This window comes from Kitasatospora sp. NPDC085895 (assembly GCF_040702125.1).
GTDB classification, from domain to species: Bacteria; Actinomycetota; Actinomycetes; order Streptomycetales; family Streptomycetaceae; genus Kitasatospora; species Kitasatospora arboriphila.
Genome location: NZ_JBFBJY010000018.1, coordinates 38,781 through 63,805, shown reverse-complemented (window position 1 = coordinate 63,805; position 25,025 = coordinate 38,781). Strand labels below are relative to the sequence as shown.

At 75.1% G+C, this 25,025-nt stretch carries 17 protein-coding genes; 5 read left to right on the top strand and 12 right to left on the bottom strand.

What is annotated here, in order from left to right; translation table 11 throughout:
• Positions 1 to 30: 30 nt before the first annotated feature.
• On the bottom strand, positions 31 to 1,437 hold the full coding sequence (locus tag AB0442_RS14405) for a DUF6350 family protein (protein WP_366162946.1): 1,407 nt from the start codon (positions 1,435 to 1,437) through the stop codon (positions 31 to 33).
• A 117-nt stretch (positions 1,438 to 1,554) separates the two neighbouring features.
• Here AB0442_RS14405 and AB0442_RS14400 point away from each other — a divergent pair, with 117 nt between their 5' ends.
• Positions 1,555 to 3,279, top strand: a complete 1,725-nt coding sequence (locus tag AB0442_RS14400) for a LuxR C-terminal-related transcriptional regulator (protein ID WP_366162945.1) — start codon at positions 1,555 to 1,557, stop codon at positions 3,277 to 3,279.
• A gap of 117 nt (positions 3,280 to 3,396) precedes the next feature.
• Here AB0442_RS14400 and sucD read toward each other — a convergent pair whose 3' ends face one another.
• From sucD to AB0442_RS14375, 5 genes are all read right to left on the bottom strand, one after another.
• Positions 3,397 to 4,287 (bottom strand): succinate--CoA ligase subunit alpha, encoded by an 891-nt coding sequence (gene sucD, locus AB0442_RS14395; protein ID WP_363543259.1) that lies wholly within the window; start codon positions 4,285 to 4,287, stop codon positions 3,397 to 3,399.
• A 16-nt stretch (positions 4,288 to 4,303) separates the two neighbouring features.
• Positions 4,304 to 5,479 (bottom strand): ADP-forming succinate--CoA ligase subunit beta, encoded by a 1,176-nt coding sequence (gene sucC / locus AB0442_RS14390; protein WP_263105008.1) that lies wholly within the window; start codon positions 5,477 to 5,479, stop codon positions 4,304 to 4,306.
• A 324-nt stretch (positions 5,480 to 5,803) separates the two neighbouring features.
• Entirely contained in the window at positions 5,804 to 6,988 is a 1,185-nt protein-coding gene (locus AB0442_RS14385) for a VWA domain-containing protein (protein ID WP_344626878.1), read from the bottom strand.
• Positions 6,989 to 7,138: 150 nt separating this feature from the next.
• On the bottom strand, positions 7,139 to 9,487 hold the full coding sequence (locus AB0442_RS14380; RefSeq protein WP_366162942.1) for a DUF5682 family protein: 2,349 nt from the start codon (positions 9,485 to 9,487) through the stop codon (positions 7,139 to 7,141).
• A 58-nt stretch (positions 9,488 to 9,545) separates the two neighbouring features.
• Positions 9,546 to 10,652: an AAA family ATPase gene (locus AB0442_RS14375; protein ID WP_344626880.1), complete on the bottom strand. Its 1,107-nt coding sequence runs from the start codon at positions 10,650 to 10,652 to the stop codon at positions 9,546 to 9,548.
• A gap of 259 nt (positions 10,653 to 10,911) precedes the next feature.
• On the opposite strand from AB0442_RS14375, the gene AB0442_RS14370 reads away from it, so the two are divergent.
• Positions 10,912 to 12,231 (top strand): SWIM zinc finger family protein, encoded by a 1,320-nt coding sequence (locus tag AB0442_RS14370; protein ID WP_366162940.1) that lies wholly within the window; start codon positions 10,912 to 10,914, stop codon positions 12,229 to 12,231.
• A gap of 61 nt (positions 12,232 to 12,292) precedes the next feature.
• On the top strand, positions 12,293 to 13,906 hold the full coding sequence (locus tag AB0442_RS14365) for a DUF5691 domain-containing protein (protein WP_366162938.1): 1,614 nt from the start codon (positions 12,293 to 12,295) through the stop codon (positions 13,904 to 13,906).
• Between the two features lie 25 nt (positions 13,907 to 13,931).
• On the opposite strand, the gene AB0442_RS14360 is transcribed toward AB0442_RS14365, so the two are convergent.
• Positions 13,932 to 14,339, bottom strand: coding sequence for a cobalamin B12-binding domain-containing protein (locus tag AB0442_RS14360; RefSeq protein WP_344626897.1), 408 nt, complete (start codon positions 14,337 to 14,339; stop codon positions 13,932 to 13,934).
• A gap of 243 nt (positions 14,340 to 14,582) precedes the next feature.
• Here AB0442_RS14360 and AB0442_RS14355 point away from each other — a divergent pair, with 243 nt between their 5' ends.
• Together AB0442_RS14355 and AB0442_RS14350 are read left to right on the top strand one after the other, a co-directional pair.
• Complete coding sequence (locus AB0442_RS14355; protein ID WP_344626883.1) at positions 14,583 to 15,371, top strand: alpha/beta fold hydrolase; 789 nt, start codon at positions 14,583 to 14,585, stop codon at positions 15,369 to 15,371.
• Positions 15,372 to 15,458: 87 nt separating this feature from the next.
• Entirely contained in the window at positions 15,459 to 16,244 is a 786-nt protein-coding gene (locus AB0442_RS14350) for a M23 family metallopeptidase (protein WP_366162936.1), read from the top strand.
• A 58-nt stretch (positions 16,245 to 16,302) separates the two neighbouring features.
• Here the strand turns inward: AB0442_RS14350 and pcrA are convergent, their stop codons facing one another.
• The 5 genes from pcrA to AB0442_RS14325 form a co-directional block, all read right to left on the bottom strand.
• Positions 16,303 to 18,879, bottom strand: a complete 2,577-nt coding sequence (gene pcrA, locus AB0442_RS14345) for a DNA helicase PcrA (protein ID WP_366162935.1) — start codon at positions 18,877 to 18,879, stop codon at positions 16,303 to 16,305.
• 75 nt (positions 18,880 to 18,954) lie between these two features.
• Positions 18,955 to 20,133, bottom strand: a complete 1,179-nt coding sequence (locus AB0442_RS14340; protein WP_366162933.1) for a glycosyltransferase family 39 protein — start codon at positions 20,131 to 20,133, stop codon at positions 18,955 to 18,957.
• A 144-nt stretch (positions 20,134 to 20,277) separates the two neighbouring features.
• The gene (locus AB0442_RS14335; protein WP_366162931.1) at positions 20,278 to 21,795 is read right to left on the bottom strand and encodes a glycosyltransferase family 39 protein; all 1,518 of its coding nucleotides are present in this window, start codon (positions 21,793 to 21,795) and stop codon (positions 20,278 to 20,280) included.
• 286 nt (positions 21,796 to 22,081) lie between these two features.
• Complete coding sequence (locus AB0442_RS14330) at positions 22,082 to 23,359, bottom strand: acyltransferase (RefSeq protein ID WP_366162930.1); 1,278 nt, start codon at positions 23,357 to 23,359, stop codon at positions 22,082 to 22,084.
• Between the two features lie 285 nt (positions 23,360 to 23,644).
• A complete protein-coding gene (locus tag AB0442_RS14325; protein ID WP_366162929.1) occupies positions 23,645 to 24,910 on the bottom strand; it encodes a glycosyltransferase family 87 protein in 1,266 nt (421 codons plus the stop codon).
• Positions 24,911 to 25,025 lie beyond the last annotated feature (115 nt).

Genomic DNA, 25,025 nt, shown 5'->3' with positions numbered 1-25,025 from the left:
TCCCCGCGCCCCTGGACTTCCGGTTCCCCGTCAGGTGTCGTCGGGGTGGAGGGCGGCGAGGCGGGTGACGGCGTCGTGGAGGGTGCGGCGCAGGCGGGGGCAACGGGCGGCGGTGGACCAGGCGGTGAGGCGGGCCGTCGCCGGGGTCGGCGGGAGGGCCCGGTCGGCCGTGCGGGTGAGCAGCCAGCGGGCGAGCAGGGCTCCGGGCGGCACGACGGCGGCGGACCAGCCCGCGGCGGTCAGGGCGGCCTGCCAGGGGACGGGGCCCAGGGCGGCCATCCGTCCGGGCCCGAGTGCGCCTCCGGCGGACCAGGAGGCCGCCGCGGCGGCGGCCGAGACCGTGAGCACGGCGGCGAACGCGACCAGCGCGGTACCGGCCGGGTGCCAGGGGCGGCTGGTGCCGCGGCCTGCGGCGGCCCGTCCGAGCAGCAGGGCGGGCACGACGCCCGCGAGCAGGGGCAGGACCGCCAGGACGGCCTGACCGGCGGCGCCGGGGCCGTCGGTCGGGAGGAGCGCGAAGAGCGGGAACTCGGGCACCGCGCCCAGGTGGGTGGCCACCGGTGAGACGGTGGTGCCGGTGCCGACGGCGAAGCCCGGCCCCAGCGCGTAGGCGGCGGCCCAGAGCACGGCGTTCGGCAGCAACAGGGTGCAGGCGAGGAGGAGTCCGAGGACGCCCGCGGGGCCGTCCGCGAGGCCGGCGGCGGTGCTGCCCGCGGTGCCGAGGGCGACGGCGGTGGTGAGCAGGAGGCCCCCGGCGGCGAGCAGACCGAGCAGCCAGCTGCCCGCGGCGCGACGCAGGGCTGCGGTGGCGTCCCGCGGCGGCACCCAGTCCGCGGCCGCCCAGGAGCGGAGCCGGTCGGCGAGCACGGCCGGCAGGAGGGCCGGCGGGAGGGCCGGTGGGCCCGGCTGCGCGTGGCCGTGGCCGGCCAGGACTCCCCAGGCCAGGCCGGCGGCGGTGACGGCCGCGACGACGGGGAGGTCGGTGACCGGGTCGGCGGTCAGGACGGCTTCGCTGCCGCTGCACTCGGCGACGGCCAGTGCGGCCACCGCGAGGTATCCGATGCCCAGCGGCAGGGCGGACCGCCAGGCTCCCGTGCCGTGCGGGGCGCGTGCCCCGGCCCTGGCCCCCGCGCGGCGGAGCAGGCCGGCGCTGACGGCGGTGAGGAGCAGCGGGGTGAGGGTGAAGGGTGCACCGCCCGGACCGCGGGTGAGCGGTGCCCCGTGGCCGAGCAGCCAGAGGGCGCAGGCGAGCCGGAGGGCACCGCGGGCGGTGACGTCGCCGTACGGGGTGAGCACCCAGAGACCGAGGACGGGGACGGCGATCACGGAGAGGGCGAGGAGGGCCGTTCGGGCGCCGACGAGCAGGTCGGCGAACGGGGAGCGGGAGCCCAGATCGTCGGGCAGGCCCAGGAACGGACGGCCCATCAACTGCGTCATGGGCCACATGCTCCCAAGATCACCCGTTGCGCCCCGTGAAGCGGCAAACCTTCGCCGTGTCCCGGATTATTTGCTTATGTGCCTTATTCGACTCTGCAGCCGCCGCGGGGAGCCGCGGTGACCGCACCTTCGAAGGCCGATCGGGCCGGGGACGACCCCACCGGCCCGGCCACCGCTGCCCGGCCGCCCGCCGCGGCCCCGTCGGACCGGGCGCGGAAGGACGCCGCCCGGCTGCTGCAGCGGCTGACCCCGCGTGAGGCGCAGGTCGTCGCCCGGATGGCGGCGGGGGACGACGACCGGGCCGTCGCCGCCGCGCTCGGCATCGCCCCCGCGACCGTCCGCAAGCACCTCAACCGGGCGATGCGGAAGCTGGGGGTCGGCTCGCGCGCCGAGGCCGCCCGTCTGGCCGCCCTGCTGGGGACGCCCGGGACCGCCGCTGAACCCACCCCTCCGGCACCCCCGGAAACCCCCGGGGCGGCCGGGCCAACCGTGCCGACCGGGCCCGCCGAGCCCGGCCCGGTGCCGGCCGGGGCCGCGGTCGGACCCTCGCCGCCGACGCCGGAGGAGCCTCCGCGGACGCCGGACGGGCCCCGGCCGCCCGAGGAGCCCGAGCCGCCGCAGGCCCGCCCGCAGGAGCGGCCGTCCGCTCCGCTCCCCCGCCCGCCGCTGGCCGGGGCGCCGCCCCGCCGCCGGCCGGAGTTCGCCGCGTTCAGTGCGGCCGTGCACGCCCGGCTGGTGCAGCAGACGTTCCTGGTCACCGGATCGCCGCACCGGGCGGCCCGCAGTGTGCGGATCGCCCTGGGGGCGGCGGCGCTGCGGTGGGACGAGGTGGCGGAGCTGCCCGACCCGGAGGGCTGGGTCCGGGCGGCGGCGTTCGAGTCGGCGCTGTCGCCGTGGCGGCGGGGCGGTCCCCGTCGTGCGGGCAGGCACCACCTGCCGCACCGGAGGATCAAGGTGAAGGGCGAGCGGGCCCGCCGCCGACCGGACGAGAACCGTCCGACCGCCCGGGACCGGGCGCTGCTCGCCGCGATGCACCGGCTGACCCGGCCGCAGCGCCGGGCGGTGGTGCTGCACGACGCGGTGGGCCTGCCGGTGGCGGCGGTGGCGGAGGAGGTGGAGTCCAGCACGGCCGCGGCCGCGGGGCGGGTCCTGGCGGCGCGCGAGGAGCTGTCCCGGACGGTGCCGGAGGTGGTCGGTGCCGACCCGTCGGCGCCGGGGTTCGGCCCGGCGCTCGGCGCGCTGCTGTTCGAGGCGGCGGTGCGGGCCTGCCCGTCGCCGCGGGTGCCCTCGCCGGCCCGGCTCGCCGCCGGGGGCCGCCGCCGGGCGCACGCGGTCACCGGCGCGGCGGGGCTGCTGGTGCTCGGCACGGCCGGCGCGATGGTCGTCACCCTGGTGGTCGGCGGGCCCGACGACACGGCCCGCCGGGCCCGGCCCGCGGCGGCGCCGCAGACGGAGGCGTCCCCGCCGCCGGAGGTGTGCTCCGCGGCCGGTACGGGCAGTTCGGGTCCGGCCGCGCCCGGCCGCGAGCCGGGGCTGCGGAGCCCCTGGTGCAGTCCGACGGCCCCACGGCCGGGAGCGGCCCCGAGCGGGGCCGCGGACGGCGGCACGGGCCTCCCGGACGGGGACACGCCGTCCACGGCCCCGCAGGACGGGACGGACGGGACGAGCGGCCCGGGCGACGGAACGGTGACCGAGGGCGCGCCCCCGCACGACGGGCAGCCGGTGACCGGTCCCGTGGCACTGACCCGGCCCGCGGACGCGCTGCCGGTCCCGGTGCCGTGCGCGCCGCTGTGGCCCTGCGCGACGCTCGCCCCGGCGGACGTCCCCCGGCTGCTCCCCTGACCCGGGAAGCGGCCCGGGGAAACGACCCGGGGAGCCGGGAGAAGACGGCGAGGGCGCCGCGGACGGATGTCCGCGGCGCCCTCGCACGTGGCGTCGGCCCTGGGGCCTGCCGGGGCCTTACTTGACGGTCGCGAAGAGCTCGCGGGCCAGGCGGGCGGTCTCGGACGGCGTCTTGCCGACCTTGACGCCGGCGGCCTCGAGGGCCTCCTTCTTCGCCTGGGCGGTGCCGGAGGAGCCGGAGACGATGGCGCCGGCGTGGCCCATGGTCTTGCCCTCGGGCGCGGTGAAGCCCGCGACGTAGCCGACGACCGGCTTGGTGACGTGCTCGGCGATGAAGGCCGCGGCACGCTCCTCGGCGTCGCCGCCGATCTCACCGATCATCACGATGACCTCGGTCTCCGGGTCCTCCTGGAACGCCTTGAGGGCGTCGATGTGGGTGGTGCCGATGACGGGGTCGCCACCGATGCCCACGGCCGAGGAGAAGCCCAGGTCACGCAGCTCGTACATGAGCTGGTAGGTCAGGGTGCCGGACTTGGAGACCAGGCCGATCTTGCCCGGGCCGGTGATGTCGGCGGGGATGATGCCCGCGTTCGACTGTCCGGGGGAGATCAGGCCGGGGCAGTTCGGGCCGATGATCTGGGTCTTGCCGCCCTTGGCACCGGCGTACGCCCAGAAGGCGGCCGAGTCGTGGACCGGCACGCCCTCGGTGATGACGACCGCGAGGCCGATCTCGGCGTCGATCGCCTCGACGACGGCATCCTTGGTGAACTTCGGCGGGACGAAGATGACGGTGACGTCGGCACCGGTCTTCTCCATGGCCTCGGCGACGGAGCCGAAGACGGGCACCTCGGTGCCGTCGACGTCGACCGTGGTGCCGGCCTTGCGCGGGTTCACACCGCCGACGATCTGGGTGCCGGAGGCGAGCATGCGGCGGGTGTGCTTCATGCCCTCGGAGCCGGTCATGCCCTGGACGATGACCTTGCTGTCCTTGGTAAGGAAGATAGCCATGTGAAAGTCCCCTTCCTTACTTGGCGTTGGCCAGCTCGGCGGCGCGGTCGGCCGCACCGTCCATGGTGTCCACCTGCTGAACGAGCGGGTGGTTGGCGTCGGTCAGGATCTTGCGACCCAGCTCGGCGTTGTTGCCGTCCAGGCGGACGACGAGCGGCTTGGTGACGGCCTCGCCCTTCTCCTCGAGGAGGGCCAGGGCCTGCACGATGCCGTTGGCGACCGCGTCGCACGCGGTGATGCCGCCGAAGACGTTGACGAAGACCGACTTGACGTCGGCGTCGCCCAGGATGATCTCCAGGCCGTTCGCCATGACCTCGGCGGAGGCGCCGCCACCGATGTCGAGGAAGTTGGCGGGCTTCACGCCGCCGTGGTTCTCACCGGCGTAGGCGACCACGTCGAGGGTGCTCATGACGAGGCCCGCGCCGTTGCCGATGATGCCGACCTGGCCGTCGAGCTTGACGTAGTTGAGGCCCTTGGCCTTGGCCGCGGCCTCCAGCGGGTTCGCGGCGGCCTTGTCCTCGAGCGCCTCGTGCTCCGGCTGGCGGAAGTCGGCGTTCTCGTCCAGCGAGACCTTGCCGTCGAGCGCGATGATCTTGCCCTCGCCCGACTTGATCAGCGGGTTGACCTCGACGAGGAGCGCGTCCTCGGCGATGAAGACCTTCCAGAGCTGCTGGAGGACCTCGGCGACCTGGTCGGCGACGTCGGCCGGGAACTTCGCGGCGGCGACGATCTCGGCGGCCTTCTCCGGGGTGCAGCCCTCGTTGGCGTCGACCGGGATCTTCGCGAGCGCGTCGGGGTTCTCCTCCGCCACGACCTCGATCTCGACACCGCCCTCGACGCTGGCCATCGCCAGGAAGGTGCGGTTCGTGCGGTCCAGCAGGAACGAGACGTAGTACTCGTCCTTGATGTCCGCGGTCTGGGCCAGCATCACCTTGTGGACGGTGTGGCCCTTGATGTCCATGCCGAGGATGGCCTCGGACTTGGCGACGGCGTCCGCCGGGTCGGAGGCGAGCTTGACGCCGCCGGCCTTGCCTCGGCCGCCGACCTTCACCTGAGCCTTGACGACGGCGCGGCCGCCGAAGCGCTCCGCGATGGCGGCAGCGTCTGCGGCGTTCTCGATGACATCGCCGTCAAGCACGGGCACACCGTGCTTGGCGAAGAGGTCCCTCGCCTGGTACTCGAACAGGTCCACGTGTTTGTCCTTGTTCGTGGTCGCGGATTGTGTCTCTTCGAGCGTGCCACGGCAGGATCTTCGCTGCGGGTCGTCGGGGCTGCGCGGGTACGCAGAGCTACGGCCTTGCGGTCCGTACAGCGCCGGGCGCACCGTCAATCAACACGCGCGTCACGTCCGTGTGGCAGGTTATCCCCGTACGACGGGCGTGTTTCGCCCGTGGCGGGGTCGGGCTTGGTGAGAACCGTCACAACGGGTGCACCCGGCAGGCCGGGAGCCGGTCTCTCATCGACAATGCCGATGCCGTGAGATGCGGACATCCCGCACCCGAACGGGTGAGGCGGCTCAGCCGTTGTCCGGCACCGGCAGCGGGCGCTTCTCGATCGCCGCGGCCATGATCTCCGGGAAGACGTCCGGCGTGCAGGCGAAGGCCGGGGCGCCGAGCTCCGCCAGGGCCGCGGCGTGCGCGCGGTCGTAGGCGGGGGCGCCCTCGTCGGAGAGCGCGAGCAGCGCGATGAACTGCACCCCGGCCGCCTTCATCGCGGCGACCCGCTTGAGCATCTCGTTGCGGATGCCGCCCTCGTACAGGTCACTGATCAGCACCACGATCGTCTCGGACGGCCGGGTGATCCTCGACTGGCAGTAGGCGAGGGCGCGGTTGATGTCGGTGCCGCCGCCGAGCCGGGTCGCGAACAGCACGTCCACCGGGTCGCTCAGCTGCTCGGTCAGGTCGACGACGGAGGTGTCGAAGACGACCAGCCGGGTGTCCAGGCTGCGCATCGACGCCAGCACCGCGCCGAACACCGCCGAGTGCACCACCGACGCCGCCATCGAACCGGACTGGTCGATGCAGAGGACGACGTCCTTCTTCACCGCGCGCTGCGCCCGGGCGTAGCCGATCAGCCGCTCCGGGACGACGGTGCCGGTGCCGTCCGGGCCCGCCTCGGGCAGGTAGTTCTTGAGGTTGGCGCGGATGGTGCGGTTCCAGTCGATGTCCCGGTGCCGGGGGCGGTTCACCCGGGCGGAGCGGTCGAGCGCGCCGCCGAGGGTCGCCCGGGTACGGTCGGCGAGGCGGCGCTCCAGGTCGGCCACCACCTTGCCGACCACCGCCCGGGCCGTCTCCCGGGTGGTCTCCGGCAGGGCGTGCTTGAGCGAGAGCAGGGTGCCGACCAGGTGGACGTCCGGCTCCACGGCCTCCAGCATCTCCGGCTCCAGCAGCAGCCGGTCCAGGCCGAGCCGGGAGATCGCGTCCTGCTGCATCAGTTGGACGACCGTGGTCGGGAAGTACTCGCGGATGTCGCCGAGCCAGCGGGCCACCTGCGGCGCCGAACCGCCGAGGCCGGCACTGCGCGCGGCGCCGCGGCCGCCCTCGGCGTCCGCCCCGCGGTAGAGCGCGGCGAGCGCGCCGTCCATGGCGGCGTCCCGCCCGCTCGGGCGGTGGCCCGTGCCGTCGGCCTCGCCGCCGAGCACCATCCGCCAACGGCGCAGCCGCTCGTCGGCCGGGTCCAGCGGAGCGCGGGTGGCGGTCATGGGTGCTCCTCGGGTGCGCGTACGGATGCAGGTGCGGGTACGGACGGGCGGGGCGGCCGGAGCCCGGGCGGGCGGCACGGTGACGGCGTCCCAACAGCCATGCAACCAGCCGGGACTGACATGGCGGCGGGCTCCGGGGCGGCCCGCCCGTCAGGTGTTGCGGCCGGTGGGCTGGCGCGGGATGCGGGGCAGCAGCGGCGCCGTCGTCACGTCCGGCAGGCCGAGCAGGAGGGCGAGGACGGGCAGGACGGCGTCCGCGCGCTGCTCGTCGAGCTCCTCGGGCGGGGCGGCCGCGGCGGCCGCCCCGGTGCCGAGCGGGCCGGCCGCGGCGCGCTCGCCGATGGTGCGGCGCACGCCCGCCTCCAGGCCGGAGAAGGTGCGGCGCAGCACCGGCAGCAGGTCGATCAGGGTGTCGCCGGGGACGCCGGTGAGCCAGTCGTCGAGGAGGCCGAGCAGGGCGGTGTCGTGCAGCAGCAGGGCGCCGCCGCCGGCCAGGAAGCCCTCGATCCAGCCGGCCGCGTCGGCGGGGGCGCCGGCCGGGGAGAGCACCAGGCCCATCCTGCGGCCGGCCTCCGCGGAGTCGAGCCGGCCCTCGTCGAGGAGCAGTCGGACGGCTCGGCCGCGCAGCAGGCCGGGCACGCCGGTGGCGGGGCCGCCGGAGGGCTCGCGGGCGGCGAGGGAGTGCAGGGCGGCGGCCCACCGCTCGGCGGGGTGGTCGCCCGGGCCGTCACCGGCGGCGGGCGGCAGCAGGCCGACGGCGGCGTGGACGGCGTCGAGGTGGGCGCGCATGGCCGCGGCGCCGTCGGCGTCGAGCCCGGTGCAGGCGGGCGGCAGGCCGACGCCGATCCGCTCGGCGAGGCCGCGGGCGACGCCGTCGAGGGCGGTGGCGTCGGTGCCGCGGACGTCCCCGTAGCGCAGCGCGCGGACGAGGGCGGGCAGGGCGGCGGCGAGGTGCGCCACGTCGGTGTCCAGGGCGGCCCGGTCGGCGAGGGCCCGCATGACGGCGGGCAGGGCGCCGGTGAGGCCGGCGAGCAGGCACTGCTCGACGAGGCCGGTGAGGTCGGCGAGGTCGGTGGCGTCGGCGGCCTGCCGGGCGGCCTTGCCGCAGGCCGCGTCCTCGACGGTGGTGCCCCAGTGGGCGGCCTCGACGACGCGGACGGCGTACTCGGGCTCCCAGTGCAGCCGCCAGGTCTCCCGGAAGGTGCCGGTGGAGTTGACGGCGGAGCGGGCCGGGGCGCCCCAGTCGATGCCGAGCAGCCGCAGCCGGTGCAGCAGGCGGGAGCGCTCGGCGTCGAGGTCCTTGCGCAGGTCGAGGACGAGCTCCCGCTCGGCGGCCTCCGGCTTGAGGCGCAGGCTGCGCTGGAGGCGGGCGAGGTCGCGCTGGAGCGGGACGGCGGGGGCGCCGTCCGGGACCTCGCCGAGGGCCTCGCCGACCACCAGCCGGTCGTGGACGAGGGCGAGGGTGACGTCGGAGCCGTCGCACATCACGGACCGGACGGCGTCGAGGGTCTCGCCGAGGCCGGCGAGCGGGCGGCCGCGGAGCACGGCGAGCGTCTCGGCGAGCCGGACGGCCTCGATGACGTGCGCGGAGGAGACCGGGTGGTCCTCGGCGCGGAGCAGGTCGGCGATGCCGGTCATCCAGCGGGTGACCGGCCGGTCGGGGCTGGTGAAGAGGTGGTGGTACCAGCCGGGCGAGTCGATGCCGGCGCCGTAGCCGGTGTGCTGGGCGAGCCGGCGGTGCGTCCAGGGCACCCAGGTGATCCGGGTCTTCACCTTGGGCAGGCCGGCGAGCAGGGCGCGGTCGTGGGCGGCGGTGGGCATGGTCTGCAGGGCGGGGACGTGCCAGGCGCCGCAGACCACCGCGATCCGCCGGTGGCCGGCCCGGCGGGCGGCGCGGATCTGCTGGCGCATGTACGCCTCGCGCAGGTCGTCGCGGCGGGCGCGCGGCCCGGCCGGGGCGGTCTCGCGCAGCGCGGTCATGGCCTCGGCGACCGCGGCGAAGGGGGCGAGGGCGTCCCCGTCGGGGGCGCGGTGCTCGACGACGTCCTCCCACCAGCGCTCGGGGTCGTCGTGGCCGGCGGCCTCGGCGAGGGCGGCGATCGGGTCGCCGATGCCGCCCTCCGCCTCCGCCGCCTCGTCGGACGTGCCCCCCGGCACGCCCGACGGGGCTTCGGCGAGCGCGAAGGTGTGCGCCGCGGGCAGGTCGACGAAGCGGACCGGGACGTCGTGGTCGGCGGCGTACCGCAGGGCCACCCATTCGGGCGAGAACACGGCGAACGGCCAGAAGGCGGCCCTGGCCGGGTCGTCGACGACGTGGGCGAGCAGGGCGACCGGCGGCTGCATCTCCTTGTCCGCGGCGAGCGCGGCGATCGCGTCGGCCTCCGGCGGGCCCTCGATCAGCACCGCGTCGGGCTTCAGCTGCTCCAGGGCGGCGGCCACCGCGCGGGCGGAGCCGGGCCCGTGGTGGCGGACGCCGAGCAGGGTGACCTCTGCGCTCATGGTCGTGGACCTCGCTCTCGGATGGTTCTCTCGGTGGGCTGGGGCCGCGGCGGCCGGGTCAGTGCGCGTGCTCGCGGGCGGCGCGGTAGAAGTCCTTCCAGCCGTCCCGCTCGCGGAGCACGCCCTCGACGTACTCGTGCCAGACCGTGCGGTCGGCGACCGGGTCGCGGACGACGGCGCCGACGATGCCGGCCGTGACGTCACCGGCGCGGAGCATGCCGTCGCCGAAGTGGGTGGCGAGGGCGAGGCCGTTGGTGAGCACCGAGATCGCCTCGGCGGTGGAGAGCGTGCCGCTGGGCGTCTTGACCTTGGTGCGGCCGTCGGCGGTGACGCCGGAGCGCAGCTCGCGGAAGACGGTGACGACGCGGCGGATCTCCTCGGCGCCGGTGGGCAGCTCGGGCAGGTCCAGGGAGCGGCCGAGCTGGTTGACCCGGCGGCCGACGATGTCGACCTCCTCGTCGAGCGTGGCGGGCAGCGGCAGCACGACGGTGTTGAAGCGGCGGCGCAGCGCGGAGGAGAGGTCGTTGACGCCGCGGTCGCGGTCGTTGGCGGTGGCGATCAGGTTGAAGCCGCGGACGGCCTGCGTCTCGTCGCCGAGCTCCGGCACCGGCAGGGTCTTCTCGGACAGGATGGTGATCAGGCTGTCCTGGACGTCGGCCGGGATGCGGGTGAGCTCCTCGACGCGGGCGATCTTGCCGTCGGCCATCGCCCGCATGACCGGGGAGGGCACCAGGGCCTGTCGGCTGGGGCCGTTGGCGAGCAGCTGGGCGTAGTTCCAGCCGTAGCGGACGGCCTCCTCGGGAGTGCCGGCGGTGCCCTGGACGAGCAGGGTGGAGTCGCCGCTGACGGCGGCGGCGAGGTGCTCGGAGACCCAGGTCTTGGCGGTGCCGGGCACGCCGAGCAGCAGCAGGGCCCGGTCGGTGGCCAGGGTGGTGACGGCGACCTCGACCACCCGGCGCGGGCCGATGTACTTGGGGGTGATCACGGTGCCGTCGGGCAGTGTGCCGCCGAGCAGGTAGGTGGCGACGGCCCAGGGCGAGAGCCGCCAGCGGGCGGGGCGGGGGCGGTCGTCGGCGGCGGCGAGCGCGGCGAGCTCGGCGGCGAAGGCGTCCTCGGCGTGGAGGCGGAGGACTTCACTCGTACGGGTGGTCGTCTCGGTGGTCATCGACATCTCCTGGGTACGGCCGCCGGGCATGGCTGTGGCAGGGTGCGGGCAGGGCGCGGGGACGGGTGCGCGGCGGACGGGACGGCCGCGGACGGCCCGCCGGAACGCGGTGCGGCAGGGCCGGGACGGGCTTCTCCGTACACCCTTCCGGCCTGCTGGAACCACCATGCACGAGCCCACTGACAAGCCGGGACGCCACGGTGACCGGCCGTCAGTTCGATCGGACCGGATGTCAGTGGCCCGTCCTAGCGTCGTCGGCATGGAGGAACGCTGGAGCAACGAACACGTCCTGTCGCTCGCGCCGGACCAGGCGTCGCTGAAGGCGGCCGGCAAGCTGTCCGCGCCCGCGCCGTGGTCGGACGCGGGCTGGGGCGGCGGCGCGCTGTGGGGCGCCTGCAAGGGCAGCGGGAGGACGCCGTACTTCCCCTGCGTCGACTTCTCCGGGCCGGCGTACAAGTGCACCTGCCCCAGCCGGAAGTTCCCGTGCAAGCACGTGCTCGGCCTGCTGCTGCTGTGGAGCGCCGGCTCCCCGGCGGTCGCGGAGGCGGCGGCGCAGCCGGGGTGGGTGGCCGAATGGCTGGCCAGACGTCAGGGCGCCGCCGAGCAGCGGGCCGTCCGGCATCAGGAGCGCCGGGAGTCCTCCGCGGACGACCCGGCGGCGCGCAGGCGGGCCGCCCAGCGCGCCGCCCGGGTCGCCGCCGGCGCGCAGGAGCTGCGGCTGCGGCTCTCGGACGCCGTCCGGCGCGGCCTGGCCGACACCACCGCCCCCGGCGGCTGGGAGGAGGTCGCGGCCCGGATGGTCGACGCCCAGGCACCGGGCCTGGCCGCCCGCGCCCGCGAGCTCGCCCACACCCCGCAGGACTCCCTGCTGGAGGAGTACGCCCTGCTGCACCTGCTGGCCGGCGCCTACGGCCGGGTGGACGGACTGCCCGCGCCGCTCGCCGCCACGGTCCGCACCCGGGTCGGGTTCAGCACCGGCGCGGACGAGGTGCTGGCCGGCCCGACGGTGCGCGACCGCTGGCACGTCCTCGGCAGCCGCGACACCGCCGACGACCGGCTGACCACCCGCCGGATCTGGCTGCGCGGCACCAAGACCGGCCGCCCGGCCCTGCTGCTCTCCTTCGGCAGCCCCGGCCGGGCACCCGAGACCGCCCTGCCGACCGGGCAGGTGCTGGAGGCCGAGCTGGCCTTCCACCCGGCCGCCCGCCCGCTGCGCGCCGTCCTCGGCACCCGCCACGGCGAGCCGGCGGCCGCCCCGGCCGGGCCGCCCGCCGGGGTCTCCCCCGCCGAGGCGGTGGCCGGCTACGGCGAGGCCGTCGCCGACGACCCGTGGCTGGAGGCCTGGCCCGCCGTGCTGGCCGGGGTGGTGCCCGTCCTCGGCCCCGACGGCTGGCAGCTGACGGACGGCCGCAGCGCCGTCCCGCTCAAGCGCGGCGCCACGCCGGAGCCGGCGCTGTGGCGGCTGGCCGCGCTCTCGGCCGGCCACCCGGTCACGCTGTTCGGCGAGTACGGGCACGCCGGGTACGCCCCGGTCACCGCCTGGTCGGCGGACGGCCGCGCGATCGGCCTCGACCGGTGACCGCGCCCCGGACGGACACCGACCGCCATCCCCACCAGACCCACCCGACGGGAGGCCGGCCGTGACGGCACCGACCACCACCGCCCACGACAGCTGGTCCGAGCTGCAGACCACCGCCCTGCTCGGCACCGACCGACGGCCGCTGCCCGGCCCGGCCGGTTCGCCCGCGTCCGCCGCCGCGGCCGGGGCCGTCGACCGCACCGACCCGGCGACGGCCCTGCTCGACCTGGCCGCGCTGGCCACCGTCCGGCGCCGCGCCGGTGCCCGGGCCCTGCCCGCCCCGGCCCTGCCCGCCCCGGCGGAGGAGGACGGCCGGCCGGAGCTGCCGGAGCCGGCCGCCCGCCGGCTCGGCTTCCTGCTGGGCGGCCGCGGCCCGGACACCAGCCTCGCCAACCTCACCGAGCTGCTCCCCCAGTGGCTGGCCGCCGCCCGGGCGCACGGCTACCGGCTGCCGCCGGCGCACGTGCCCGCCCTGCTGGACACCGCCCGCGCCCGCAGCGAGCTGCGCCCCGACGTGGTGGCCCTGGCCGGCCCGCTCGGCCGCTGGCTGGCCGGACAGAACCCGGACTGGCGCTTCGTCGGCCGCACCGCGGGTGCGACCGGCGCGGTAGGAGCGGCAGGCGCCGCCGACGCCCGGCACGATCCGGCGGCCGGCGAGCAGATCTGGCAGGAGGGCCTGTTCGCCGAGCGGGTCACCCACCTGACCAGGCTGCGCCGCCGCGACCCGGCGGCCGGCCTCGCCCTGCTGCGCTCCACTTGGGGCACCGAGCGGGCCGAGGACCGCCTGCTCTTCCTCGACGCCCTGCAGGAGGGGCTGTCCACGGCGGACGAGGAGTTCCTGGAGGCCGCCCTCGGCGACCGCAGCAAGAACGTCCGCACCACCGCCGCGGAGCTGCTCTCCACCCTGCCCGGCTCGGCCCTCGCCGCCCGGATGGCCGAGCGCGCCCGCGCCTGCGTGCACCCGCTCGACGGCCTGCTCGCCGTCGCCCCGCCCGCCGAGTGCGACGCGGCGATGCAGCGCGACGGCATACCGCTCAAGTCGCCCACCGGGCGCGGGCAGCGCTCCTGGTGGCTCGGCGAGATCGTGGCCGCCGCCCCGCTCGCGCTGTGGACGGACGCCACCGGCCTGACCCCGCAGCAGGTGCTGCGGCTGCCCGCACGGGAGGGCGGCGAGGCCGACGGCACCGACTGGTCGGCGGACCTTCGGGAGGCCTGGGCACGGGCCGCCGTCCGGCAGCACGACGAGGCCTGGGCGCGCGCCCTGCTCGGCCCGGCGCCCCGGCCGGGCGGCGCCGAGCGGACGGCGGGCGCCCCGGCGAAGCTGCTGGCCGTCCTGCCGCCGGTGGAGCGGGCGGCCTGGACGGCGGCGTTCATCCGGGCCCACGGGCTCGGCGACGCCTTCCAGTTGCTCGGGGCCTGTGCCACCCCGTGGACGCCGCCGCTCTCCACCGCGGTCGTCGCCGCGCTGGAGCGGGCGGCCGGCTCCGGGGCCTACCCGTGGAGCCACAGCGGGGTGCTCGGCATGACGGAGCGGGCGCTCGCCCCGGAGGCCGCCCCCGCGGTGGAGGCGCTCGCCGCCGACGCCGCGCCCGACACCGCCTGGGCCGACACCTTCACCCGTCTCGCGGAGACGCTCCGGCTGCGGGCTGCCATGTTCGCCGAACTCGCGCCCTGAAGGGCCGCGTACGGCGGGCCGGTGGTCAGCCCGCGCGGCGGAGGTTCGCCTCGACCCAGTCGACCACCGACCCGGTCGTGGTGCCGGGGGTGAAGACGTCGGCGATGCCGAGCTCCTTGAGCCGGGCGATGTCCTCCTCGGGGACGATCCCGCCGCAGAAGACCGTGATGTCCTCGGCCTCGCGTTCGCGCAGCAGCTCCATCACGCGTGCGCAGAGGGTCAGGTGGGCACCGGAGAGGATGGACAGCCCGATGCCGTCGGCGTCCTCCTGGATCGCCGTGTCGACGATCTGCTCCGGGGTCTGGTGCAGGCCGGTGTAGATGACCTCCATACCGGCGTCGCGCAGCGCGCGTGCGATCACCTTCGCGCCCCGGTCGTGGCCGTCCAGCCCCGGTTTGGCGACCACCACGCGGATCGGCCCCGACACACCCATCACAGCCTCCTGGACCTCGTCGTCCACGGCCCGGCCGCCCCGCCCGGACGCGGGCGCGGTGTCCACGGCCTCCGGCGGGCCTGCTGGCAGCGTAACGCGGAGTGCACCCGTCGGCGGTTTTCGGTTGCGGACTGGCGGGGAAAATCACAGGGCTGCCCGTCAGCCACCCCTGGTACCAGCTCTTCCGTCTCCCCTGCGTCGGCCGCCGCAGGGGCCCCGCGCCGTCCTGCCGGGGAGAGCCGCATGACGATCCCGTTCCAGCGGACGGCCGCCACCGTCCGCGGCGCGGGCGCGGAAGCCGCCGCGCTCGCGCACCACTTGGTCCGCTACCCCACCGGAATCCCACCGGAGCGACGGCCCCGTCCGTGCCCGGACCGCCCGGCGCCGCCCGCCGCGCCGCCCCGGCACGACCCCGTGCTGCTGCTGCACGGATTCGTCGACAACCGGGCCGTGTTCGGGCCGCTCCGCCGTGATCTGCACCGGCACGGCTGGACGCACCTGCACGCCCTCAACTACTCGCCGCTGACCCGCGACGTGCGGGCCGCCGCCGTGCTGCTCGCCCGGCACGTCGAGTGGGCGGCACAGGCGCACGGGGGCCGCCCCGTCGCCCTGGTCGGGCACAGCCTGGGCGGCCTGATCGCCCGTTACTACGTGCAGCGCCTCGGCGGGCACGAACTCGTCCCCGAGGTGGTCACCCTGGCCACCCCGCACGAGGGGACGACGGCGGCCCTGCTGCCCAACCCCTTCCCGATCACCCGTCAGCTGCGGCCGGGCAGCGACCTGCTGGCCGAACTGCGACTGCCTGCGCCGGGCTGCACCAGCCGCTTCACGGCCGTCCGCGGCGGGCTGGACGAGGTGGTGCTGCCCCGCCGCGGCGCCCGGCTGGACCATCCCGACCTGGACGCCGCCAACGTGGCCGTGCCGGGCGCGGGCCACGTCGGACTGCCGGCCCACCCGCGGGCGGTCGCCGTCGTCCGGCTCGCCCTGGAGGCATGGGCCGCAGGACCCCTGACGGAGCGCCACGCGTGCTGAGATGCGCACTTCGTCCTGGATCGTGATCAAGGTCTACAGTCTCGACTGTTTTCTCCCGGTCACTCCCGATTCCGAGGAGGCGGCGCGATGACGGTCAGACGCTCCCCCGTCCGCATCCCGATCCGTATCCCGATCCACCGGCAGCTCCCCGGCCCGGCCGGCGGCGCCGAGCGGCCCCGCGGCCAGCACCGCGGCCCGCGGACGAGCACCACCCGGCGGGCGGTGCTCACCGTCGCCCTGCCGTCGGCGGCCACCCTCGGGGTCTTCGGGGTCGCGGCCGCGACCGTGCACGCGGACCGCACCCGGCTGCCCGGCCCGGCGCCCTCCGGCCCCTCGTTCCCCTCCCGCGGCCCCGCCGGCGAGCGGCCCGGCCCCGACCGGGCCGACCGGGAGCTGGCCCGGGCGGCGCTCGCCGCCCGCGGCCGTCCCCGGCCGGAGCAGCCCGGGGAAGCCGGGGGCACGGACATCGCGCCGCGGCCGCTGTACGTGCTGCCGGTCGAGCGGGCGGGGCTGAGCGCGGGCTTCGGCCAGGCCGGTCCGCACTGGGCGGCCCGGCACACCGGCATCGACTTCCCGGTGCCGGCCGGCACGCCCGTCCGCGCCGCGACCGACGGCACGGTGACCACCGGTTGGAGCGCCGCCTACGGGTACCTGGCGGTCGTCACCGCCGCGGACGGCACCGAGACCTGGTACGGGCACCTGCGCGGGTACCGGCTGCCCGGCGGGCCCGTCCGGGCCGGCGACGTCGTGGGATGGGCGGGGTCGACCGGGAACGCCACCGGGCCGCACCTCCACTTCGAGGTGCGGCCCGGTGGCCGGGCCCCGGTCGACCCGATGCCGTGGCTGCTGGCCCACGGGGTCGACCCGCGCTGAGCGCCCCGGGCGAGGGCCCCGGGCGCTCAGCGCGGGCCGGCCCGACGGGTTCGACGACTCAGAGCTTCTCGACCGGCGCGTAGCGCAGCAGCAGCTGCTTGCGGCCGGTGGTGCCGAAGTCGATCGTCGCCTGCGCCTTGTCGCCGACGCCCTGGGTGGCGACGACGGTGCCGAGGCCGAAGGAGTCGTGGCTGACCCGGTCGCCGACGGCCAGCGCGACCACCTCGCGCTCGGTCGCCTTCCGGGCGGACTTCGCCCAGCCCGGCTGCGGCGTCGTCGTCGAACGGGCCGAACCGCCGGAGGAGCCGTACGAGCGGGACCCCCCGGAGGACGAGGGCGAGAAGCCGCGGGCCGGGGGCACGGCCGCCGCGCCGGTGCGCTTCCAGTCGACGAGGCCGTCCGGGATCTCCTCCAGGAAGCGGGAGGCCGGGTTGTACGCGGGCTGGCCCCAGGCGCTGCGGAGCACCGAGCGGGTCAGGTAGAGCCGCCGGCGGGCGCGGGTCAGGCCGACGTAAGCGAGCCGGCGCTCCTCCTCCAGCTCCTTGACCTGGTTGAGGGCTCGCATGTGCGGGAAGATCCCGTCCTCCATGCCGGTGAGGAAGACCACCGGGAACTCCAGGCCCTTGGCGGTGTGCAGGGTCATCATCGTGATGACGCCCTGGCCGTCCTCGTCGTCCGGGATCTGGTCGGAGTCGGCGACCAGCGCGACGCGCTCCAGGAAGTCGGCGAGCGAGCCGACCGGCGGGGCGCCCTCGGCGTCCTCGCCCTCGGGGCGCTCGCCCGGGTCCTGCTCGTACTCCAGGGCGACGGAGGCGAGCTCCTGGAGGTTCTCGATCCGGGTCTCGTCCTGCGGGTCGGTGGAGGCCTGCAGCTCGGCGAGGTAGCCGGACTCCTCCAGCACGGCCTCCAGCACGGCGGCGGGGCCTGCGCCGGACTCCACGACCTGCCGCAGGCCGGCCATCATCGCGTTGAACTTCTTCACCGCGTTGGCCGAGCGCGCGGCCATTCCGTACGCCTCGTCGACCCGCTGCAGCGCCTGGGCGAAGCTGATCCGCTCGCGGGCGGCGAGGGCGTCGACCATCGCCTCGGCGCGCTCGCCGATGCCGCGCTTGGGCACGTTGAGGATCCGCCGCAGCGGGACGGTGTCCTCCGGGTTGGACAGGACGCGCAGGTAGGCCAGGATGTCCCGGACCTCCTTGCGCTCGTAGAAGCGGACGCCGCCGACGACCTTGTACGGCAGGCCGACCCGGATGAAGACCTCTTCGAAGACGCGGGACTGCGCGTTGGTGCGGTAGAAGATCGCGACGTCGCCGGGCCGGGCCTCGTCCCTGTCGGTGAGCCGGTCGATCTCGTCGGCGATGAACTGGGCCTCGCCGTGCTCGTCGTCGGCGACGTAGCCGACCACCCGCTCGCCCTGGTCGCCGGCCGTCCAGAGGTTCTTCTTGCGCCGGTTGGTGTTGCGCTCGATGACGGCGTTGGCGGCGGTGAGGATGGTCTGCGTGGAGCGGTAGTTCTGCTCCAACAGGATCGTCGTGGCGTCGGGGTAGTCCTCCTCGAACTGGAGGATGTTGCGGATCGTGGCGCCGCGGAAGGCGTAGATCGACTGGTCGGCGTCGCCGACCACGCAGAGCTCGGCCGGGGGGACCTGGGCGAGCCGGGCCGCGGTCGGGTTGACGAAGTCGCCGTCCGCGGTGAGCTTCGGCGCGTCGGAGAGGGCGCCGCCGGAGAGCTCGCGCACCAGCGTGTACTGGGCGTGGTTGGTGTCCTGGTACTCGTCGACCAGGATGTGCCGGAAGCGCCGGCGGTAGTGCTCGGCGACGTCGGGGAAGGCCTGCAGCAGGTTGACCGTGGTCATGATGATGTCGTCGAAGTCCAGCGCGTTCGCCTCGCGCAGGCGCCGCTGGTAGAGGGTGTACGCCTCGGCCAGCTTCTTCTCCATCGGGTTGGCGGCCCGGTCGGCGTAGGTCTCCTCGTCGATCAGCTCGTTCTTGAGGTTGCTGACCTTGGCGGTGAAGGACTTCGGCGGGAACTGCTTCGGGTCCAGGTCGAGGTCCCGGCAGACCAGGGACATCAGGCGCTGCGAGTCGGCCGAGTCGTAGATCGAGAACGACGAGGTGAAGCCGAGCAGCTTCGACTCGCGGCGCAGGATGCGCACGCAGGCGCTGTGGAAGGTGGAGACCCACATCGCCCGGGCGCGCGGGCCGACCAGCTGCTCGACGCGCTCGCGCATCTCGCCGGCGGCCTTGTTGGTGAAGGTGATCGCCAGGATCTCGCCGGGCTGGGCGCCGCGGGCGGCCAGCAGGTACGCGATCCGGTGGGTGAGCACCCGGGTCTTGCCGGAGCCCGCGCCGGCGACGATCAGCAGCGGGGAGCCGTGGTGCAGGACGGCCTCGCGCTGCGGGTCGTTCATGCCTTCGAGCAGCTGCTCCGGGTCGATCACGGGGCGGGCGTGGCCGTTGCGGTAGTACGCGTCGCGCTCGTCCTGGGCGGCGAGGTCGGTCTCGAACAGGCCGTCGGGGATGGCCTCCTCGTACGGCGGCTCCTCGTCCAGCGGCGGCTCGTCGTGGGCGGGGCTCGACCCGAGCGAGGGACTCTCGAAGCCGGGGAGCGGGAGGTCGTCAAAGAGGCTAGTCATGGCATTCCGAGTGTATGACCCGCCGCCGACACTCCGGCCCGGGTCGCCGGATCCGCCCCGGTGAGGGGGCGGCCGCTACGGCGCGTCCGGGTAGACGAAGGCCACGAAGCCGCCGTACGCCGCCGAGACGGCGGCGGCCGAGCCGAGCAGGAGCATCAGCGACGCGCGGCTGCGGATCCGGGCGAGCCCGGTGGCGACGGGCAGCAGCAGGGCGAAGGCGGGCAGCAGGAAGCGGGCCCTCGAGTTGAAGTAGGCGGCGTCGCCGAGCGCCAGGGTGAGCATCGCCGCGCTGTAGAGCAGCAACGGGAGCGGCTGGCGCTGGATGACGGACATGCCGAACAGGACGACCGCGCCGATCAGCACGGCCGCGACGACCACCTGGGTCAGCCAGACCTGGTCGGCGTCGGTGAGCAGGTCGCGGAAGGAGTACAGGGTGCTGCGGCCGAGGTCGAAGTGCGAGCGCCAGGCGTCCTGGACCCGGAAGTAGCCGTCCCAGCGGCCCTTCACGGCGCCGACCCAGGCGAGGAACCCGAGGAAGCCGAGCGGGGCGAGCAGCATGCCGAGCGCGGTGCGCAGCGTGCCGCGCCCCCGCAGGACCTCCCAGAGCGCGGCCGTTCCCACCGCCGCGGCGAGCGCGACCCCGGTGGGCCGGGTCAGCCCCGCGAGCAGGCAGAGCGTTCCGCCCCAGACCCAGCGGCGGGTGATCACGGCGTACAGCGACCAGGCGGCGAACGCCGTGAACAGCGGCTCGGAGTAGGCGGAGCTCTCCACGACGGCGTAGGGGGTGATCCCCCAGAGCACGGCGGCGATGACGCCGACCCGCTGTCCGTGGAGCCGGGCGGCGACCGCGTAGACGCCCCAGGCGGCGGCCAACGAAGCCGTCCAGGCCACGAGCAGCGCCGCCTGGTGCGCCGGCAGCGGCAGCACGGTGTGCACCAGCCGCACCAGCGCGGGGTAGGCGGGGAAGAACGCGTACGGCTCGTAGGGGCCGTACGGGCCGGGCACCGGGGTGGTGCCCGCATAGCCGTGCAGCGCGATCTCGCGGTACCAGTACGCGTCCCACAGGGTGCTGAGCCGGCCGAGGCCGGGGGTGCCCCGGTGGGAGCCCCAGAGCACGAGCACCAGGACGCCGAGGGCCCGCACGGCGGCGTAGCCGATCAGCGCGGGGGCGGCCGCTCGCAGCAGGCCGGCCGGGCGCGAGGACCACCCCGCGGGTGCCGGGCGGGAGACGCGGACGGCTGTTTCCGCGGACAAGAGCACCTCATCGTCGGAGGCGACACCGGTGCCGGCGGTCGGCGTCTCCGCCCGGCGCCGGAACCGCAGCGGATTGCGCGACACCTCATGATGACAGCCCGATCGGCCCCCGGATGCAAACGCAACGTCAACCCATGATGACGATCAGCTCGTTGTCCGCTCGAACAGGGCGACGGTGAGCCCACGAACGTGCATCACCTCGGTCTGCCGGTAGGACGCGCGGAGCGCCTCGGATTCCGCGGCCGGGAACCGCTTCAGCGTGTCGCTGTCGCTGCCCATGGTCACGACCCAGATCCGGGGCGTGCCCAGGCAGGCGGACGGCACCGGGCAGGCCGATGCGAACAGGTCACCGCGCTGGACGGCGTTCTTCGCGACCAGGACGTCCTGGAGGTGGACCCGCTCGGGCAGGTAGTAGCGGACCTCCAGGTCGATCATCATCCACTTGTCCTCGCCGCGGACCGGGGCGAAGCCGTCCCCCGGCCGGTACCGGTCGGCGATGAACTGCGCGGCACGCCGGCCGTCGGTGTGCTCGTGGGAGGTGGAGGTCCGGAGCTTCTGCTGGTCCGGGACGCCGATCGCCGCCACCAGCACCAGCCCGACCACTCCGAGCAGCCGGGGCCGCAGGGAGTTGAGCCCCGCCGCGGCGAGGATGCACCAGGCCGGCACGGTGTAGAGCTGGTACCGCTCGAAGAAGTAGACGCTGGGGCCGTGCGAGAGGACCCAGCTGATGGCGATCGGCAGGACCGCGACCGCGCCGATCTCGAAGACCCGCTGACGGCGGCGCGTCCAGCCGCCCGGTATCGCGATCAGGACCAGGAAGCAGCCGCTGACCAGCGCCGAGCCGAACAGGTTGTGCCAGTAGTCGATGTAGGTCTGCAGCCACGGGGTCTGCAGCCAGGAGATCTGCCGGCCGACCTGGCGCTGGCCCAGCAGCACGAGCGGGACCACGGGCAGGAGGCCGATCAGCACCGATGCGCCGAAGCCCAGGAGCGTTCCGCGGTTGCGGTCCCGCCGCCACTGGAAGAACACGATCACGGCGTGGCCGGACAGGAAGAGCAGCGACACCATGTGGAACAGGCCCGCCGCGGCGACCGCGGCCGCGTACGGCAGCCAGCGTCGCGGAGCCGGCCGCTCCAGGGCCCTCAGCAGGAGCCACGTGGCGCAGGAGACGGCCAGCACCACGAATCCGTAGGTCCGGGCCTCCTGGGCGTACCTGGAGATCGACGGCACGGCGGCGAAGAGCAGGCCGGCGAAGAGCGCGGTGCGGGTGTCGAACATCTTGCGCGCGGTCAGCGCCACGAACACCGCCGCACCCGTCATCGCCAGGGCCGACGGGAGCCGCATCACCGCGGGGGAGTCGCCGAGGACGGCGATCCAGTAGTGCATGAACAGGTAGTAGGCCCCGGAGACGGCGTCGACGTGCTGGAGCATGTCGAACAGCTCGCCGGTACTGCGGGTGGCGGCGCTCCAGGTCGCGTACTCGTCGCGCCACAGCTGCGGCCGGGCGCTGCCGCGCACCCCGAGGGCGAGCGTCAGCAGTGCGGGCCAGAGCCAGAAGGTGCGGCCGGCCAGTGCCGTGAGGCCCGCGGTCCGTCCGGTCCGCGTTCCGTTGCTGCCGCCCCCCGGGCCACTGCGAACGGGAGCCGTGGCGCTGGATGTCATGTCGTCCAAACCCTCCGGGCCGTGCCTGCACGGCGAGACTGGGTGCACCTGCACGGCTCCGCGGGACGTCCCCCGGCCGCGCGGTCCGCTCTCCCGACGGAACCGTGGCACCGCGTCGATCGTCACGCGGCGCCCGACCGCTCCGGGGCCGAACCGGCCACGGAGCCCGAGCCATGCTACCCAGACCCGGGGATCCGACGGTGCGTCGGGGAGCTGTGCGGCCGCGGTCGTACAGGGCGGCACGTCCGCGGCCGGCGTTCCGGAGGAGGGTCGGCCCGGACCGCCGTCAGCGGTGGTCGGCCGTCCGCGGGTCGGGGAGCTCGTCGCGGCTGATGCCGCCCGGCGTCGGCCCGAGCATCGGCTCCGGGGCCACGGGCCGGTGGTCGGCATCGGCAGCGGCCCGCGGCACCACCGGCGGGTCCGTCCTGGGCAGCGGGCGGGTCCGCCCGTCGAAGAGGCGCTGCAGGCGGGCCGAGAGCGGGCGCTCCGCGAACCGGTGGACGCTCCACGACAGCAGCAGCAGGACGGCCAGGCAGATCAGGAGCAGCGGCTCGGGACGGACGTGCAGGTCGCGGCCGTAGCGGATGAGGGCCCAGCCGATCTCCTGGTGGAGCAGGTAGAGCGGGTAGGTGAGGGCGCCCGCCACCGTCAGCCACTTCCAGCGGACCCACCCGAACTTCCCGGTGGCGACGGCCAGCATGGTGAGGAACGCCACACCGGAGACGACCGCCATGACCGGCCACGACAGGGAGTGGCCGACCTCCCACTCGTAGCCGCCCACGGTGATGTGGAGCCGGTTCTGCGCGAGCAGCCAGGAGAAGCCGACCACGCCGAGCAGCAGGGGGCTCACCCCGAAGCGGTAGATCAGGTACATCGCGACACCGGCGACGAAGTACGGCGCGTCCTGCGGCATGAACACCACGTCCATGAGCTTGCTGCCGGTGGACGGTGTGATGACGGCGAGGATCGTCCAGATGCCGCAGAAGGCGAGGACCCTGCGGTAGGTGAGCCCGAGGACGGCGACCACGGCGAAGAGCAGGTAGAAGCGGAGCTCGATCCAGAGCGTCCAGTAGACGCCGTCGACCTCGGTGACGCCCAGCGGGCGCTCCAGCATCGTGAGATTGGTGAGGATCTCGCTGATGCTCAGCGGGTGCCGGTCGGAGCGGACGGTGGAGGCGTGGTTCACCACCAGCGCGGTGAGCAGGATGCCGACCCAGTAGGCGGGGTAGAGCCTGACCACCCGGGAGACGAAGTACTGCCGCGGGGTCTTGCCCCAGCAGGACATGCAGATGACGAACCCGCTGATCAGGAAGAAGAGCTGGACGCCCATCCAGCCGTAGGCACCGAAGCGGTGCAGACCGGGCATCAGGTGCCGCGGGGTGCCGCCCCACACCTCGGGGTGGCGGTCCACGCCCGTCCAGTGGAAGAACACCACGCTGAGCGCGGCCATCAGCCGCAGCGCGTCGATGACGTGGAGCCGCTGCCTGCGCACGGGGCCCGGCGCGGCGGGAACGGGGGTCACGGCAGGACGGCGCAGCCGGACGGGGAGGGTGACGAACGGCATGACGGGGCTCTCATGTCGTGGATTCGCACGCCGCGGGGGTCGGCGCGCCGCAATTCCTGCCGGGGACATGGCAGAAATCGGTGCGACTATACATAAGTCCCCTAATCGGACATAGCACGCCAGGTGAGAGCGGGGTGACCCCGTGATGAGAGCCGGGTGAGAAGTCGGCCGCGGCCGAGCGGACCTCGCGGTCCACGGCGGACCCCGCCGATCGCCGACGCGCGGCACGCCGGCGGTGGTTCGGCCGCGGAGCTTGCGGGAGCTTCCGCACTGCGGCCTGCAGGGTCACGGACGGGACCCGGCCGGCCGCGGCCGGAGGACCGTCGTGGCCCTCCACAACGCGGCGCACGACAGGAGCGCGGCGGCCAGCAGCACCAGGTTGCGGGCCACCAGGACGGCCGTGATCAGTGCGTCGCCGCGCACCGCCTCCTCGAAGAAGAGCGGGAACTCCACGGTGGTCAGGGCGGTGGCGAGCACCACGAGGTACACGACGGTCCTCTGGGTGGTGGCCCGCCGGGTCAGGCAGACGGCTCCGACGGCCAGCAGCCAGACGAAGTACTGGGGGCTGATCACCCTGCTGGTCACGGTGAACACGAGAACCGCGGCGAGGGCGGCGTCGGCGGGGGTCGAGACGGTGAAGACCCTGGCCCTGAGCCGCCACACCAGGAGCCAGCAGAAGCCCAGCACGCTGAGGAGCACGAGCACCGCGGCGATCGTGTCGACGTGCGGGCCGACGAACTCCATCGATCCGTAGCGGTACTCGATGTGGCCCGGGTAGCCGAAGAACCGCCAGACCAGCAGGACCGTGCCGCCCAACGACTCGAACTCCACGCCGCGACCGCCCTGGGCGTCGAGGAAGGCGAAGGCGCCGTCGAACAGGAAGCACATCACACCGGTCAGCGCGGCGGCCGAGGCGACGAAGCCCGCCACCGCGGGGCCGAGGCTCCGGCCGCGGGGGGCGCCGAAGACGGCGAAGGCCGGCCAGACCTTGACCAGTGCTCCGACGGCCGCCAGACCCCCGCCCAGCCACGGCATCCGCCGGAGGGCCAGCAGCGCCGCCACGGCGAACGCGGCGACGACGACGTCGTACCTCGCGTAGGGGACGAACGTCAGCAGCGGCAGACCCACGATCCACAGCCACGGGCCGGCCGTGCTGCGGTCCTCGCCGTCGGAGGCCCGGAGCAGTGCGGCCGTGACGGCGAGATCGGCCGCCAGGACCACCACGACGAAGGCCGGGACGTAGGCCAGCCCCGGCAGGAGTTCGGGTGCGAGGACCACTGCGGCCGCACCGGGCGGGTACTGCCAGGTGACGTCCCCGACCGGGAAGGAGCCGTTCAGCAGCCCTTCGGCCCACTTCTGGTAGTAGTGGTGGACCTCGCCGGTGACGTTCTCGCGCCGCGAGAACATCGTCGTGATCATGACCATGCGGGTGCAGGCCCAGTACCCGAGGGCGGCGCCCGTCCGCGGCGACCACCACCGCCGGAATAAGCCGGCCTGCTGCGCCCGCGTCCGCGTCCGCCGGTCGGGAGCGTCGATGAAGGTGTCGGACATCACGCTCCGTGGACGGATCGCAGTGCGGCACTCGGAATCCGTCCGAGCAGCTCCTGAGCCGCCCCATTATGGCCTGTTGCCGCCCTCCCCCCGGTCCATCGACCGGCGGACGGCG

Bases quoted from the DNA above. Each gene is read 5' to 3' on its own strand.
- AB0442_RS14380 (WP_366162942.1), bottom strand. From the start codon at position 9,487: ATGAGCGCAGAGGTCACCCTGCTCGGCGTCCGCCACCACGGGCCCGGC.
- AB0442_RS14335 (WP_366162931.1), bottom strand. From the start codon at position 21,795: ATGACATCCAGCGCCACGGCTCCCGTTCGCAGTGGCCCGGGGGGCGGC.
- AB0442_RS14405 (WP_366162946.1), bottom strand. From the start codon at position 1,437: ATGACGCAGTTGATGGGCCGTCCGTTCCTGGGCCTGCCCGACGATCTG.
- pcrA (WP_366162935.1), bottom strand. From the start codon at position 18,879: ATGACTAGCCTCTTTGACGACCTCCCGCTCCCCGGCTTCGAGAGTCCC.
- AB0442_RS14350 (WP_366162936.1), top strand. From the start codon at position 15,459: ATGACGGTCAGACGCTCCCCCGTCCGCATCCCGATCCGTATCCCGATC.
- AB0442_RS14325 (WP_366162929.1), bottom strand. From the start codon at position 24,910: ATGTCCGACACCTTCATCGACGCTCCCGACCGGCGGACGCGGACGCGG.
- AB0442_RS14330 (WP_366162930.1), bottom strand. From the start codon at position 23,359: ATGCCGTTCGTCACCCTCCCCGTCCGGCTGCGCCGTCCTGCCGTGACC.
- AB0442_RS14375 (WP_344626880.1), bottom strand. From the start codon at position 10,652: ATGACCACCGAGACGACCACCCGTACGAGTGAAGTCCTCCGCCTCCAC.
- AB0442_RS14370 (WP_366162940.1), top strand. From the start codon at position 10,912: ATGGAGGAACGCTGGAGCAACGAACACGTCCTGTCGCTCGCGCCGGAC.
- AB0442_RS14355 (WP_344626883.1), top strand. From the start codon at position 14,583: ATGACGATCCCGTTCCAGCGGACGGCCGCCACCGTCCGCGGCGCGGGC.
- sucD (WP_363543259.1), bottom strand. From the start codon at position 4,287: ATGGCTATCTTCCTTACCAAGGACAGCAAGGTCATCGTCCAGGGCATG.
- AB0442_RS14360 (WP_344626897.1), bottom strand. From the start codon at position 14,339: ATGGGTGTGTCGGGGCCGATCCGCGTGGTGGTCGCCAAACCGGGGCTG.
- AB0442_RS14385 (WP_344626878.1), bottom strand. From the start codon at position 6,988: ATGACCGCCACCCGCGCTCCGCTGGACCCGGCCGACGAGCGGCTGCGC.